The following is a 13,935-nucleotide window of genomic DNA, read 5'->3' on the forward strand; positions in this document are numbered from 1 at the left end:
CGCCACCCGTGCAACGCGCACAATGCGGCCCTGTTCAAAAGCAAACAAAGGAGTGCCCATGAAAGGCGACGCGAAGGCCATTGGCCACCTGCAGGCCCAGCTCAAGAACGAACTGACGGCCATCAATCAGTATTTCGTTCACTACCGCATGCTCAAGCACTGGGGCCTGGACAAACTGGCGCACAAGGAATACGAGGAGTCCATTGGCGAAATGAAGCACGCCGACAAACTGATGGACCGCATCTTCACGCTCGATGGCCTGCCCAACCTGCAGGACCTGGGCAAGCTGCACATCGGTGAGGACGTGCCCGAAATCCTGAAAAGCGATCTGGCGCTGGAGCAAGGTGCGCAGCACACCATCAAAGACGGCATCGCGCACTGCGAAACCGTCCGCGACTACGTGTCACGCGACCTGCTGCAAGGCATCCTGGACGACACCGAGGAACACATCGATTTCCTCGAAACGCAGATCGAACTGCTCGCCAAGGTCGGCCTGCAGAACTACCTTCAAAGCCAGATGGGTTCGGCGAGCTGACGTCTCACACACCGCCGGTCCGACTAAACCCCGCCACAGTGCGGGGTTTCTTTCATTTATTGAATACGATCAATTATCATTTGCAGGCGTTTCCACCTTTGAACCCTGCCTGTCTCCCACCATGATCGTTTGCGTTTGCCATCGCGTCAGTGACCAGACCATCGCACGTTGTGCGCGCTCCGGCATGGCGTTTGACGACATCCAGCTCGAGCTCGGCGTGGCCACCCAGTGCGGGCAATGCGAGTCCGGTGCCCGGTCGCTCTGGTCGGAATGCACGCCCCATCAGGCTGTGGCCCACATCAAGCTACACCCTGCCGCCCTGCCGGCCCAGGCTGCAACGGCCTGAGGACCAGGCGCATACTGCGCTTGGCTCTATTGCGTGCCTCGCCGGGCACATTCCCTCCTGATTCGTCACAAGCGTTGCGACGCTTTGCGCAGTTTTACGTACTAGGGTTTTCCCGGTCACCGCTTTAGAATGCGCGATTCCGTTCCGCATCGCAAGATAACAATCGCTGGAGACAAGAGCATGAGCATGGACAACAGCCCTGAGAACAAGCGCGCCGAATTGCGCCGCGCCGCACTCGAGTACCACGAGTTTCCGATCCCGGGCAAAGTGGCCATTGCCGCCACCAAGCAGCTCACCAACCAGCGCGACCTTGCGCTGGCCTACTCGCCCGGCGTTGCCGCACCGTGCGAGGAGATCGTGGCCGATCCGGCCAACGCCTTCAAGTACACCAGCCGCGGCAACCTCGTGGCGGTCATCACCAACGGCACCGCCGTGCTCGGCCTGGGCGACATCGGCCCACTCGCCGCCAAGCCCGTGATGGAAGGCAAGGGCGTGCTGTTCAAGAAGTTCTCGGGCATCGATGTGTTCGACATCGAGATTAACGAGAAAGACCCGGACAAGCTGGTCGAGATCATTGCTTCGCTCGAGCCCACGTTCGGCGGCATCAACCTCGAAGACATCAAGGCGCCTGACTGCTTCTACGTCGAGCGCAAGCTGCGCGAACGCATGAAGATTCCGGTCTTCCACGACGATCAGCACGGCACCGCCATCGTGGTCGGTGCCGCCATCCTCAACGGCCTGAAGGTGGTCAAGAAGGATCCGAAAAAGATCAAGCTCGTTACCTCGGGCGCTGGCGCCGCGGCCCTGGCCTGTCTGGGCCTGCTGGTCAAGCTGGGCATACCGCGCGAGAACATCTGGGTGACCGATCTGGCCGGTGTGGTTTATGAAGGCCGCACCGAACTGATGGACGAGGACAAGATCCAGTTTGCGCAGGCGACCGACCACCGGACCCTGCGCGATGTGATTGCCGGTGCCGACATTTTCCTGGGCCTGTCCGCCGGAGGCGTGCTGAAGCAGGACATGGTCAAGAGCATGGCCGCCAACCCGCTCATCCTGGCATTGGCCAATCCGAATCCCGAGATCTCGCCCGAGGATGTGAAGGCGGTGCGCGACGACGCCATCATGGCGACAGGCCGCACCGACTACCCGAACCAGGTCAACAACGTCCTGTGCTTTCCCTACATCTTCCGTGGCGCGCTCGACGCGGGCGCCTCCACCATCACCGACGAGATGGAGATCGCGGCGGTGCACGCCATCGCCGAACTGGCGCAGGCCGAGCAGAGCGAGGTGGTGGCAGCCGCCTACGCCGGTGAGAAGCTGGCCTTTGGCCCCGAGTACCTGATCCCCAAACCGTTCGACCCGCGCCTCATGATGAAGATCGCGCCGGCCGTGGCACAGGCGGCCGCCGACAGCGGCGTGGCGCTGCGTCCGGTGACCGACATGGCCGCCTACCGCGAACGGCTGCAGAGCTTCGTGTTTGCCTCCGGCACGATCATGAAACCGATTTTTGCCGCCGCGAAACTGGCCGAGCGCAAGCGGGTGGCCTACGCCGAGGGCGAAGAGGAGCGCGTGCTGCGCGCCTGCCAGATCGTGGTCGACGAAGGGCTTGCCCGGCCCACGTTGATCGGGCGCCCGCAGATCATTGCGCAGCGCATCGAGAAATTCGGCCTGCGGCTGCGCGAAGAGCTCGACTACGACATCGTCAACGTCGAGCAGGACAGCCGCTACCGCGACTTCTGGCAGACCTACCACCGCATGACCGAGCGCAAGGGCGTGACCGCGCAACTGGCCAAGATCGAGATGCGCCGCCGTCTCACATTGATTGGCTCCATGCTGCTGCACAAGGGCGAGGTCGACGGCATGATCTGCGGCACCTGGGGCTCGACCCACACGCACCTGAAGTACATCGACGAGGTGATCGGCAAGCGCGCGGGTGGCAGCCCCAGCACTGCGCAGGACGTGCGCATTTACGCCTGCATGAACGGATTGATGTTGCCAGGGCGCCAGCTGTTTCTGGTCGACACCCACGTCAACTACGACCCGACACCTGAGGAGCTCTGCGAGATCACGGTGATGGCGGCAGAGGAGATGCTGCGTTTTGGCCTGGTGCCCAAAGCCGCCCTGCTTTCGCATTCCAACTTTGGCTCCAGCGACGAACCGAGCGCCATCAAGATGCGCCGCACGCTGGCGCTCTTGCGCGAGCAGGCGCCCTGGCTGGAAGCGGACGGCGAAATGCACGGAGATGTGGCATTGGACCCGGCGGCCCGCCAGGCACTCATGCCGAACTCGACCCTCAAAGGTGCGGCCAACCTGCTGGTGCTGCCCAACATCGACGCCGCGAACATCGCCTACAACCTCCTGAAGACGGCAGCTGGCGGAAACATCGCCATCGGCCCTGTGCTGCTGGGCGCCGACAAGCCGGTGCACATCCTCACGGCAAGCGCCACCGTGCGCCGCATTGTCAACATGACCGCCCTCACCGTGGCCGACGCAAACGTTTCCCGTTGAAGCTTCTTGTAAAAGCAAGCACTAACTTTTGCACACAGTTTTGATGCCCTGAGTTTGCCCTCTTTTTCAGCAGGCCCTTGCATTTTCGGGCCGGCTCAGGCACACTAGCGAGCTTGGATTTCAGGGTTAACCCGGCCCAAGTCGCTCTGCAAAAGAATGCTTTTTCGCTCATTTTGTCCAGTGCCGGAGGCGGGTTGATCGCATCAGAAGGCAGGGCAATCTCATGGATCTGAAGCAGATCCGGACTCGCATCGGGAGCGTCAGGGGAGTGGCCATCGGGGTCATTGCGGCCACCGTATTGGTCACGATGAGCACCTTGGTGGTGCAAGCCCGATCCCCCGAAGCTGTGGCTCCGGCACTTGCCTCAGCACCCATGTCGATCTCCGGCTTGCCGGTACAAGGCCAGGAAGTATTGGGCCTGATCCGGCAAGGTGGGCCCTTCCGTTACGAGAAAGACGGCACGGTGTTCGGCAATCGCGAGCGCCTGTTGCCAGGCCAGAAGCGTGGGTACTACCGGGAATACACGGTACCCACCCCGGGCCTGAGTCACCGGGGAGCCCGGCGGATCGTGTGCGGCGGCTTCAAACCCCGTTGGCCTGACGCGTGTTATTACACCGAAGACCACTACAACAGCTTCCGGCTGGTGGTGCAGTAAGTCTTGGGTGATGTGAGCGGATTTTTAACTTTGACCTTAGAAAGAGACGCGGAGATGGACACGCCACTTCGTAACGTACGACCCAATATCGTTCAGTCGATTCGCGCCCATGGCGTGAAAGACCTGCAGGCCGCGGCCGAGCACTTGGGACATCACTTCCTGTACGCCAACCTGGCCAAAGCCCAGAGCAAGCAGGACGTGCTGGAATTGATCGCTGCGCAATACACCTTGCCTTCGCACTTCGGCAAGAACTTCGATGCGCTCTACGACTGCATGACCGACATGGTTCACAAGTCAGGGCCGCAGACCGGGTTCATCGTGGTGCTGGAGCACATTCCTGCGCACGCCAAATTCGACAAGGAAGCGCGCGAGCAGTTGCTGGACATCTTCCGCGATGCCGCCGACTACTGGTCCGATCGCAAGATTCCGTTCCGGTGCTTCTATTCGTTCTCGGTGGCGCGCTCGCCCAAGGGCGAAGAGCAGATCGAGGTGCACAGCGATGAGCCCATGCCCACGGACAAGATCCTGGACGTGAGCCCGATGGCGCTGCGCATGAGCAGCCCGTTCAACGCCGGTTACTGGCTCGCCGCAGCCTGAACAGGCGATCTCTTGAAAAAGCCGCTGTACTTGCAGCGGCTTTTTTCATTCCTGTGACTGCGTTCTTTGGGCCAGCTGAACGTATTCGCTCACAGGCACTTCTTCGGCCCGGCGTTGCAGGTCGAACTCACCCGTGAATCCTTTTTCTTCGAGCCAGCGGCCCAGCGTGTTGCGCAGGATCTTGCGGCGCTGGCTGAAGGCGGTCTGCACCAGCGCGCCGTAGTGCGCCACGTCGATGGCTGGCGGTTCGGCCAATGGCACCATGCGCACGATGGCGCTGTCCACGCGAGGTGGTGGATCGAAGCTCTCGGGTGGCACGAACAGCACGTTCTCCATCGCGTAACGCCACTGCAGCATGACCGAAAGCCGGCTGTAGTCTGACGTGCCGGGCCTGGCCACCATGCGGTCAATCACTTCTTTCTGAAGCATGAAGTGCTGGTCCTTCACCACGCTCACGTGATCAAGCAGGTGAAACAGGATCGGCGTCGAGATGTTGTACGGCAGGTTGCCGACCACTCGAACATGCGGCGTGCCCAGACGCTCGGCCAGCGCGGTGAAATCCACCTTCAGGACGTCCGACTCCACGACCTCCAGCTGGCCATGGCCCCGCAGGCGTTGCGCGAGATCACGATCCAGTTCAATCACCGTGAGACGCCCCAGGCGCTCGACCAAGGGCTGCGTCAGCGCGGCGAGCCCGGGTCCGATCTCGATCATGGCGTCGCTGCGTTGCGGCGCGATCAACCCGACGATCGCCTCAATGACGGCGCCATCGGTGAGGAAATGCTGGCCGAAGCGCTTGCGCGCAATGTGCTTCATGGCCAGCAAGTCGCCCGACCGCGCTTCACCGCTGGGGCGCTTCGCGGTATTCGATGAAGGCGCGCCCGCGCACGTCCTGCGCCCAGACCCGCAAGGCTTCCTCGGTCTTTTTCTCGCGCACCAGGCCACGGACGATCTCGCGTTGCTCGCGCGCTGAAAGCTTGGTCTGACGGCGCTCCTCGACCTTGATGAGGTGCACGCCAAAGCGCGAGACGAGCGGCGCCGACACTTCACCTGGCCGCAAGCTGTTCATGGCCTGCTCGAACTCGGGCACAAACTGGCCAGGGCCCGCCCAGCCCAGATCGCCGCCCTGGCTGGCTGAACCATCCTGGCTGTGCTCGCGGGCGAGCGCCTCGAAGCTCCCCTGCCCGCTGGCCAGTTGCTGCCGCCAGCCATTGAGGCGGCTCACCGCGTCTGCCTGACTGAGCTGGCCATCGGGTCGCAGCAGGATGTGACGTGCCCGGGTCTGGGTCACATTGACGTCGGGCATGCCGGCCTGCCGCTTGTCGAGCACTTTGAGAATGTGAAAACCTGCGGGGCTTCGCAGCGGTCCGGCGATGGCGCCCACGCTCAGCGAACGCGTGGCGTCCACGAACAGCGAAGGCAGACGCTCGGCTTGCCGCATGCCGAACTCGCCTCCATTGACGCGCTCCGGTGCGCTGGAGAACTCACGCGCGAGTTGCGCGAAGTCCGCGCCTGCGCGCGCACGATCTGCCACGCCTTGAGCCTTGTCCTGCAACTCCTTGATGCGCTCGGGGCTGGCGCCCTCGGGCACGATGAAGAGGATGTGCGCCAGGTTGAGTTCGAGGTTGGCGAGAACATCGCTGCCCTGTTGCTCGCGAATGAAGTCGTCGATGTCGGCTTCGGTCACGCGCACGCGCGAGTCGACCTGCCGCTCGCGCACGCGCTGCAGCAGGATCTGGCTGCGCAAGTCGTTGCGCAGGCGGTTGATGTCCACGCCTTCAGCAGCCAGGCGGCGGCGGAACTGCTCGGGGTTCAGCTGGTTCTGCGCGGCAATGGATTGCTCGGCCTGAGTCACATCGGCTTCACTCACCGTGATGCCCAGCTCGGTGGCTTGCTGGATCTGGATGCGCTCGTTGATGATCTGTTCGAGCACCTGGCGGGCCAGTTGATCGCGAGGGGGCATGGGCGCGCCCTGCTGAGCCAGCTGCTGCTCCACGCGCACGAGGCGTTGACGCACCTCGTTGTTGGTCACGGGCTCGGAGTTGACCAGGGCGACGATGTAGTCGGCGGTGCCTTGCACGTTGGCGGCGCCCACGGAGGCGGGCGCATTGCGCGGCAGGTCGAGCTGGCCCGAAGGGCGCAGGCCCTGCGCTTGAACAGACAGGGACCCCAACAGGGTGGCGCACGCCAGCCAGATGGCCGGGCGGATGCAGACGGGAAAGCGGTCAGTCATATTGTTGGAACCGGCTGGGCGGGTTGATTTCTTCACGCAGGTACTGATAGCGCGGCACATTTTCCTTGAGGGTTCGGAGCGGGTTGGAGCCCAATCGCGAGAACCCGGTGAACTCCAGCTGGAACAGGATACGCTGGTTGGCCGTGGCGCCGCTGCGCTGCAGGCGCTCGAGCACCACGCGTCCGACCCAGCATCCGGCATCGTACTCAAAGCCGGCCACCAGATCGACCACCTTCTTGTCCGGCACGCTGTAGTTGACGCGGCCCACGCTGTACCACTGACCCGGGCCGAGGCCTCGACCCGGCACTTTGGTGTAGGCCGGTTCGCCCCAGAGGTCGTTGAGCGGCCACTGCCAGCCGATGTCGAACTGTTCGCTGGTGCCGCGTTGCAGGCGGTAAGCCGCGCTGAACACGCGGTAGTTGCCCGGGGTGTAGCGGCCGCCCAGCGTGGTGCGCACCGACTCGCGGTTGCTCGGGTTGAACTGCACGTTGGTGTCGATCGACCAGCGTGGGCTCCACTGCACGCGCGTGGCCACCAGGATGTCGCTCAACTGCTCGGTGACCGGATCGCCGCCTGGCAGACCGCGGGCGTTGGGCAAAAAGACGTTCTGATCCTGAAACAGGTAGCGTTGGGCCACGCCCACACGCACCATTTCGGCACCGGTGCCGGGATCGAGCAGGCGCGAACTCACGCCGAGGGTGAGCGCCCGGGTGTCGGAGATGCGGTCGTTTCCACCAAACACGTTCTCCGAAAAGATGGAGGCAAAGTTGAAGTCGTTCGTCGCCGAGTCGTAGTTGGGCAACAGGCTCTGATCGCGGAATGGCGTCCAGGTGAAGAACGCGCGCGGCTCCAGCGTCTGAACGAAGGAACGACCAAAGTAACTGGCGTCGCGCTCGAAGACGAGCCCGCTGTCCAGGCTGACGGTGGGCACCACGCGCGTGGCGCTGCGTGCGCCGTTCGCCAGCGGGTTGTCAAAGTTGTAATGGGTGGCGTGCAGCTGCGCGCGCGGCTTGACGAACCAGCCCGGCGCGAGCCAGCGGCGGCTGATCTCGGCCACCGACATGGTGCGCGAGCCATTGGTCTGGCGCGTGAGCAGCGGGTTCGATTCAAAACGGGTGAAGTCGGTGAGCACCGACCAGTCCCAGCCGCCCAGCCCGGCGATACGGGTGTCGCCCTGGCTGTAGCGTGCGGCAATCGACGGCAGGCGGTCGTACGGCGGGGTGATCGGTGCGTCGATGTCCTGCAGCGTCTGCCAGCTGTAGGTGCCCGCGCTCACCGCCCAGGGGCCACGCCCCCAGCTCACCACCGCATCGCTGGCCAGCAAGCGCGTGGTCAGCGATGCGGTGGCGCGGGGAAAGTCGCGCCAGTAGTCGTCATCGCTCACGCGGTTGAGGTTCAGGTATAGGCCGGTGGACCCGTTGGCGCCCAGCCGGTCGGTCAGCTTGGTCAGGTTCTGCTGATGCTGCAACGTGTAGCCCCAGCGGTCGGCGTTGCGCAGCTGGTCCGACGGCATGAACGCGCCACGCACCTGCCCGGAATAGCTCGGCTGCAGGTAACGGAACTCGCCGCCCAGATCCACGCCGCGCTTGCTCATGAACGTGGGGTAGAGCGTGGCGTCGAAATTGGGTGCGAGGTTGAGGTAATACGGCTGCGTGAATTCCAGGCCACTGATGTTGTCGATGTTCAGCGTCGGCGGCAGCAGGCCCGACTTGCGTGCATCGGTCAGTGGGAAGGTGAAGTAAGGCGCGCCGAGGATGGGCACGCCCTTGAATTCCAGCACGCCGTTGGTGGCCTTGCCGATTTCCTCCACGTTGTCGAACTCGATGCGCGAGGCGCGCACCATCCAGTCGGGCATCCAGTCCGCGCCGGGGGTTCGCGGGCAGGTGGAGTAGCGCGCGTCATACGCGTTGGCATGGTCTTTGTCGATGAAATCGACCCGGCTGGCGTCGCCCTTGCCTTCGTTTTCGAGCAGCTCGAAGGTGGGCTGGGTGAACGTCCCCTGAAAGGTGTCCATGTTGAGCTGCAGGTCGGGCCCACGAAAGCGGTTGCCATCGCGGTTGACGAGCACGTTGCCGGTGGCCCGGGCGTCGTTGTTGCTCTGGTTGATCTGCAATCGATCGCCCCGGATCACGATGTCGTGCCGACGCAGCTCGGCCGAACCTTCCACCGCCGTCACCCCATCGGTCTGGCCTTCAATGCGGTCACCCGAGATGAAGGTGGGCGCCTGCTGGCGCGCGCCCTCCGGCAGGGTTTCCTGCAACATGCCGCTGGGCTTGAGGCCTGTGGCCGGGGTGGTTGGGGCGGCATCGTCGCCATCGCCAGACTGGGCACGCACCCAGCCCGGCGATGCCAGGGCGCCCAGCGCGAGCAAGGCGAGCAGCACGTGCACGCCCCGCGCAACGGGTGCGGCCACGAAGAGGGGAGCGCGCCTGCCGCGGTGGGCGAGGCCGGAGCGCTGCGGGTCGGTGCGACGGTTCAAGGAGAAGAGTTCGTTGGCCCGGCTACCTGGACACGCATGGGAGCCGGCTGCCTGCCCAGCAGGGGGGTTTGTAGAATCAGGTGGCATTATCCACTGCCCGTCGCGGGCTCAGACCGAGCAACGGCCGACCCGACACCCAACATCATCATGACCCTGCCCATCCCCGCTGTCGCGTGGCCCGATGCCTCGCGGGAGGCCGCGTTCCAACAGTGGCTGGCGCCGCTGCAGGAACGATTTGCCCTGTTGGCGCCTACCCTGCGCCCGGCGTCGGCCGACGCGAGTTTTCGCCGCTACCTGCGCATCGATGCGCAGGCGGGTCACAGCCTGATCGTGATGGACGCGCCCCCGGCGCATGAGAACTGCGAGCCGTTTGTAAAGGTGGCCCGCCTCATGCGCGAGGCCGGACTGCTGGTCCCCGAGGTGCTGGCCTGGGACGAGCCGCAGGGTTTCATGCTGCTTACAGATCTGGGCCACCAGACCATGCTGGACGGCATCGATGCCGGCAACGCGCAAGCCAACCATGCTCGCTACATGCAGGCCCTCGATGCGTTGCTGGTATGGCAACTGGCCTCGCGGCCCGGTGTGCTCCCCCCCTACAACGAAGCCCTGCTGCGGCGCGAGCTGCAGCTGTTCCCCGACTGGTACCTGCAGCAGCACAAGGCTTTCACGCTCACTGACTCTCAGTCGCGCACGCTGGAGAAAGCGTTCGATTCCATCGTGGCCCACAACCTGGCCTCGCCGCAGGTGTATGTGCACCGCGACTTCATGCCGCGAAATTTGATGCTGCCCTCGCAGCCTGGCGACACCCCCGCGCAGCAACTCGGCGTGCTCGACTTCCAGGATGCGGTGCACGGCCCCATCACCTACGACGTCGCGAGTCTGATGCGCGACGCCTTCCTGACGTGGGAGGAAGACTTCGTGATCGATGTGACCGTGCGCTACTGGGAGAAGGCGCGCGCAGCCGGCCTGATGGATTTTGAGGACTGGCACAGCGACTTCGGTGCCTTCTACCGAGGCGTGGAGTGGATGGGCCTGCAGCGGCATCTGAAGGTGGCCGGCATCTTCGCGCGCCTCACGCTGCGCGATGGCAAGCCCAAGTACCTCGCCGACACGCCACGTTTCATCGCTTACATCCGCCACACCGCCCACCGCTACCGGGCGCTGGGACCCTTGCTGCAGCTGATCGACGAGGTCGAAGGCCTGCAGGCGGCTTCGGGCTACGCCTTCGGGCGGGTCTGAGCATGCCCCGCTTCCATTGCCCCGTGCGACTGGTCCAGGGGCAGACCCTGGCACTGCCGGCCACCGCTGCGCGCCACGTCCAGGTGCTGCGCCTGCAACCCGGACAACACATCACCCTCTTCACTGGCAACGGCGGCGAGTGGGACGCCACCATCAGCCTCATGGGCCGAAGCGACGTGCACGTGACCGTGGGCCCCCATCACGCCATCGAACGCGAACCGGCTCGGCCCGTGCACCTGGCCCTGGGCATGCCAGCCAACGAACGCATGGACTGGCTGGTGGAAAAAGCGGCCGAGCTGGGCGCCGCCAGCCTTCAGCCATTGCACACCGCCCGCAGCGTGCTGCGCCTGGCCGGCGAACGCTCCATCAAGAAGCAGGCGCACTGGCAATCGGTGGCGGTGGCGTCGTGCGAACAATGCGGCGCAAACCGCATTCCCGAGGTGCACGCCGTGGGAGAACTGGCCGCGTGGCTCAAGTCCCTTCCACCGGTGGACTCAGCGTCGCCCGAGTTGCGTTGCCTGCTGTCGCTGGCCGAAGGCACCAGCTCGCTGCCGCAGCTGCTGCAGAGCGCCTCCGCGCTGTCACCGGTGCGCTTTCTGAGCGGACCAGAGGGCGGCCTGAATCCCCACGAGGAGTCCCTGGCCCTCGCCGCTGGCTTCACGCCCGTGACCTTGGGCCCGAGGGTGCTGCGCGCAGAAACAGCTGCGCTGGCGGCTCTGGTGATGTCGCTCGCCTCATGAACAAGAACCTCTGGCTGCTCGCCAGCGCGCAAGGCCTCTTCCTCACGAACAACGTGGTGTTCATCGCCATCAACGGGCTGGTGGGGCTGTCGCTGGCGCCGCTGGGCTGGATGGCCACGCTGCCGGTGATGGGCTATGTGGTGGGTGGGGCGCTGTCCACGCCGCTGGTGGCGCGCGCGCAGAGCGCGCTGGGCCGCAAGGCGTCGTTCCAGATCGGGCTGCTGGTGGCGCTGGCCTCGGCATTGCTGTGCGCCTGGGCGGTGATGGACCGCAACTTCTGGCTGCTGGTGGCCGCCACCGTGATCGCCGGTTACTACAGCGCCAACGGCCAGCTCTACCGCTTTGCCGCCGCTGAGTTGAGCACACCGGCGTTCCGCGAAAAGGCGGTTTCGCTGGTGCTGGCCGGTGGCCTGGCCGGTGCGGTGATCGGGCCCAATCTGGCCACCCGCACCAAGGACTGGATGGGCGTGCCTTTTGCCGGCGCTTACCTCGCGCTGGCGGTGGTGGCGCTGCTATCCATGGCGGTGATCGCCTTCATGCAGTTTCCACCCGTTCCCCCGAAAACCACAAAGGCCAATCAGGGACGCCCGCTGCGCGTGATCATGCGCCAGCCGATCTTCATCGTGGCCACCGCCGGCGCCGCTCTGGGCTACGGCGTGATGAATCTCTTGATGGCCGCCACGCCGCTGGCCATGCAGGTGTGCGGTTTTCCTTTTGAAGACGCCGCCCTGGTGCTGGAATGGCACGTGATCGGCATGTTCGCGCCGGGGTTCATCACGGGTCACCTCATCAAACGTTTCGGCGTGCTCACCATCATGGGTGTGGGGGTGGTGCTCAATGCCGCCTGCATCGCCGTCGCCCTCTCGGGGGTCGACCTGCACCAGTTCATCATTGCGCTCTTTCTTCTCGGCGTGGGCTGGAACTTCCTGTTCACCGGCAGCACCACGCTCTCGCTGCAGGCTTACCGGCCCGAGGAAAAAGACCGCGCCCAGGCCGCCATCAATTTCTGCGTGTTCGCCACCATGGCGCTCACCTCGTTCGCCTCGGGCGCACTGGTGACCACCCGGGGCTGGCAGTGGCTGAACGTGGGTTCGCTGGTGCCGGTGGCGTTGACTGGCCTGGCGCTGCTCTGGCTTGCCTGGGTGCGCCGACAGGCACAGAATCCTGCCTGACGCACGGCGCCACTCATCCACACGAAAGGGCAGGACCATGGGACTTCTGGACTCACTGATCGGCGCGGCCACCCAGGCCGGCATGGGCTCACCACAAGGGCAGACATCCACTTCAGGCAGTGGCCTGCCTGGCGGCATGGACCCGCAGATGCTGATGGCGCTGGTGGGCAGCGTGCTCGCCAGCTTGGGCGGTCTGCAGGGTTTGCTGGCGAAGCTGCAATCCGGAGGTCTCGGTGACGCGGTGCAGTCGTGGATTGGCACCGGTGCCAACCAGCCGGTTTCTGGCGATCAGCTCGGCGGCGCGCTCGGCCCGGACCTCATGGGCATGATCGCTTCTCAACTGGGCGGAAGCCCGCAGCAGGCCTCGGGCACTCTGGCCGAATTGCTGCCCGGGCTGATCGACCAGCTCACACCCAAGGGCCAGTTGCCCACCGAAAGCGACCTCGGTGGGTTGGGTGGATTGGGTGGGCTTTTGGGTGGCAATGGCGGCAACAGTGGCGACCTGATGGGCGCGCTCGGCGGGCTCCTGCAAGGCCGGCGCTGACCCTTCGCCGACGCTGCTCAGGCAGGCGGTGCCTGCAGGTCCAGCCAGGCCTTCAAGGTGCCGAACACGGCCGAAGGGTCGGCCTCGTTGAAGATCTCGTGGTACAGGCCCTCGAAGGGCTGCGTGTGCACCTTGTGGCCGGGCGCAGCCGCCGCAAATGCCTGGCTGCCCGCTGGCCGCACCAGGTGGTCGGCGCCGGCGTACATGAGCAGCGTGGGCACGGTCCAGCGCGGGGCAGCGGCCACCACCAGCGGTCCATTGCTGTTGATGAAATGCGCCAGCCGCGCGGTGATGCGGTCGTGCACCAGGGGGTCCTTTTTGTAGGCCTCCACGGTGGCCACGTTGTGCGATATCTTGCTGGCGTCCAGCCCGTTGGACAGAGCGAAGTTGGGCGCATGGCGGTAGAGCAGGTTGATGAGTTTCTGCTGCAGCCAGCCGATGCCCGCATCGAGCGCCGGCGATGACAGCACCAGGCCGTCGATCTGCGCCATGCCGCGCTGAACGAACGTGGCGGCCACCAGCCCCCCCATGCTGTGCCCCATCAGAATCAGGGGGCACGACCAGGGCTCTGCGATGTGCCGCCGAGTGTCTTCGAGCACTTCGGCCAGGTCGTCCAGCAAGGCATCGTCGTCCGGCAGCACACCCCGCGCGCCACCCGATTCACCGTGGCCACGCTGGTCGTAGGCGCGCACACAAAAGCCCCATTCGTTGAGGCGGTGCGCCACGGGGTCGTAACGCCAGGCGTGCTCTCCCAGGCCGTGCACAATGAGCACCACCGCGCGCGGTCGCCAGCGCATGGGCAGCGGCCAGTCGTACAGCGCCAGGTTCAGCCCGTCGCGCAGGGTGAAGGGAGCCTGGGTGGTTTCGGACATGGTCTCGCCCGTCGG

Annotated in this window: 12 protein-coding genes and 1 pseudogene; 9 read left to right on the forward strand and 4 right to left on the reverse strand. The window is 64.8% G+C overall.

What is annotated here, in order from left to right:
• Nucleotides 1–58 precede the first annotated feature (58 nt).
• The 5 genes and pseudogenes from bfr to CAP37_RS19450 form a co-directional block, all read left to right on the forward strand.
• Nucleotides 59–535, forward strand: coding sequence for a bacterioferritin (gene bfr, locus CAP37_RS19430; protein ID WP_086126101.1), 477 nt, complete (start codon nucleotides 59–61; stop codon nucleotides 533–535).
• A gap of 121 nt (nucleotides 536–656) precedes the next feature.
• Nucleotides 657–881: a bacterioferritin-associated ferredoxin gene (locus tag CAP37_RS19435; protein ID WP_086126104.1), complete on the forward strand. Its 225-nt coding sequence runs from the start codon at nucleotides 657–659 to the stop codon at nucleotides 879–881.
• 180 nt (nucleotides 882–1,061) lie between these two features.
• On the forward strand, nucleotides 1,062–3,389 hold the full coding sequence (locus CAP37_RS19440) for an NADP-dependent malic enzyme (protein ID WP_086126106.1): 2,328 nt from the start codon (nucleotides 1,062–1,064) through the stop codon (nucleotides 3,387–3,389).
• A 307-nt stretch (nucleotides 3,390–3,696) separates the two neighbouring features.
• Complete coding sequence (locus tag CAP37_RS19445; RefSeq protein WP_256927059.1) at nucleotides 3,697–4,044, forward strand: ribonuclease domain-containing protein; 348 nt, start codon at nucleotides 3,697–3,699, stop codon at nucleotides 4,042–4,044.
• 54 nt (nucleotides 4,045–4,098) lie between these two features.
• A pseudogene (locus tag CAP37_RS19450) lies at nucleotides 4,099–4,494 on the forward strand (barstar family protein); the annotation flags it as partial.
• 192 nt (nucleotides 4,495–4,686) lie between these two features.
• Here the strand turns inward: CAP37_RS19450 and rsmA are convergent.
• The 3 genes from rsmA to CAP37_RS19465 are packed head-to-tail and all read right to left on the reverse strand — an operon-like array spanning nucleotide 4,687 to nucleotide 9,353.
• Nucleotides 4,687–5,457, reverse strand: a complete 771-nt coding sequence (gene rsmA, locus CAP37_RS19455) for a 16S rRNA (adenine(1518)-N(6)/adenine(1519)-N(6))-dimethyltransferase RsmA (protein ID WP_086127131.1) — start codon at nucleotides 5,455–5,457, stop codon at nucleotides 4,687–4,689.
• Nucleotides 5,458–5,482: 25 nt separating this feature from the next.
• Nucleotides 5,483–6,874, reverse strand: coding sequence for a peptidylprolyl isomerase (locus CAP37_RS19460; RefSeq protein WP_086126116.1), 1,392 nt, complete (start codon nucleotides 6,872–6,874; stop codon nucleotides 5,483–5,485).
• A complete protein-coding gene (locus tag CAP37_RS19465; RefSeq protein ID WP_256927060.1) occupies nucleotides 6,867–9,353 on the reverse strand; it encodes an LPS-assembly protein LptD in 2,487 nt (828 codons plus the stop codon). The genes CAP37_RS19460 and CAP37_RS19465 overlap by 8 nt, the downstream gene beginning before the upstream one ends.
• 147 nt (nucleotides 9,354–9,500) lie before the next feature.
• Between CAP37_RS19465 and CAP37_RS19470 the strand changes: the two genes are divergently transcribed.
• From CAP37_RS19470 to CAP37_RS19485, 4 genes are read left to right on the forward strand one after another with little or no spacing between them, the layout of a single operon-like run.
• Entirely contained in the window at nucleotides 9,501–10,592 is a 1,092-nt protein-coding gene (locus CAP37_RS19470; protein ID WP_086126122.1) for an aminoglycoside phosphotransferase family protein, read from the forward strand.
• 2 nt (nucleotides 10,593–10,594) lie between these two features.
• On the forward strand, nucleotides 10,595–11,332 hold the full coding sequence (locus CAP37_RS19475; protein WP_086126125.1) for a 16S rRNA (uracil(1498)-N(3))-methyltransferase: 738 nt from the start codon (nucleotides 10,595–10,597) through the stop codon (nucleotides 11,330–11,332).
• Nucleotides 11,329–12,504 (forward strand): MFS transporter, encoded by a 1,176-nt coding sequence (locus CAP37_RS19480; RefSeq protein ID WP_086126127.1) that lies wholly within the window; start codon nucleotides 11,329–11,331, stop codon nucleotides 12,502–12,504. The genes CAP37_RS19475 and CAP37_RS19480 overlap by 4 nt, the downstream gene beginning before the upstream one ends.
• Before the next feature lie 37 nt (nucleotides 12,505–12,541).
• Nucleotides 12,542–13,048 carry a YidB family protein gene (locus tag CAP37_RS19485; protein WP_086126129.1) on the forward strand — a complete coding sequence of 169 codons (507 nt, stop codon included), beginning with the start codon at nucleotides 12,542–12,544 and terminating at the stop codon, nucleotides 13,046–13,048.
• Nucleotides 13,049–13,065: 17 nt separating this feature from the next.
• Here CAP37_RS19485 and CAP37_RS19490 read toward each other — a convergent pair whose 3' ends face one another.
• Nucleotides 13,066–13,920 (reverse strand): alpha/beta hydrolase, encoded by an 855-nt coding sequence (locus tag CAP37_RS19490; protein ID WP_086126131.1) that lies wholly within the window; start codon nucleotides 13,918–13,920, stop codon nucleotides 13,066–13,068.
• Between the last annotated feature and the right edge of the window lie 15 nt (nucleotides 13,921–13,935).

The sequence above is a fragment of the Hydrogenophaga sp. IBVHS1 genome, assembly GCF_002127265.1.
In the GTDB taxonomy this organism is placed as follows: Bacteria; Pseudomonadota; Gammaproteobacteria; order Burkholderiales; family Burkholderiaceae_C; genus Hydrogenophaga.

Coding starts and splice junctions, on each gene's coding strand:
- CAP37_RS19445 (WP_256927059.1), top strand. CDS start 3,697: ATGAGCACCTTGGTGGTGCAAGCCCGATCCCCCGAAGCTGTGGCTCCG.
- CAP37_RS19435 (WP_086126104.1), top strand. CDS start 657: ATGATCGTTTGCGTTTGCCATCGCGTCAGTGACCAGACCATCGCACGT.
- bfr (WP_086126101.1), top strand. CDS start 59: ATGAAAGGCGACGCGAAGGCCATTGGCCACCTGCAGGCCCAGCTCAAG.
- CAP37_RS19440 (WP_086126106.1), top strand. CDS start 1,062: ATGAGCATGGACAACAGCCCTGAGAACAAGCGCGCCGAATTGCGCCGC.
- CAP37_RS19470 (WP_086126122.1), top strand. CDS start 9,501: ATGACCCTGCCCATCCCCGCTGTCGCGTGGCCCGATGCCTCGCGGGAG.
- CAP37_RS19475 (WP_086126125.1), top strand. CDS start 10,595: ATGCCCCGCTTCCATTGCCCCGTGCGACTGGTCCAGGGGCAGACCCTG.
- CAP37_RS19490 (WP_086126131.1), bottom strand. CDS start 13,920: ATGTCCGAAACCACCCAGGCTCCCTTCACCCTGCGCGACGGGCTGAAC.
- CAP37_RS19460 (WP_086126116.1), bottom strand. CDS start 6,874: ATGACTGACCGCTTTCCCGTCTGCATCCGCCCGGCCATCTGGCTGGCG.
- CAP37_RS19480 (WP_086126127.1), top strand. CDS start 11,329: ATGAACAAGAACCTCTGGCTGCTCGCCAGCGCGCAAGGCCTCTTCCTC.
- CAP37_RS19485 (WP_086126129.1), top strand. CDS start 12,542: ATGGGACTTCTGGACTCACTGATCGGCGCGGCCACCCAGGCCGGCATG.
- rsmA (WP_086127131.1), bottom strand. CDS start 5,457: ATGAAGCACATTGCGCGCAAGCGCTTCGGCCAGCATTTCCTCACCGAT.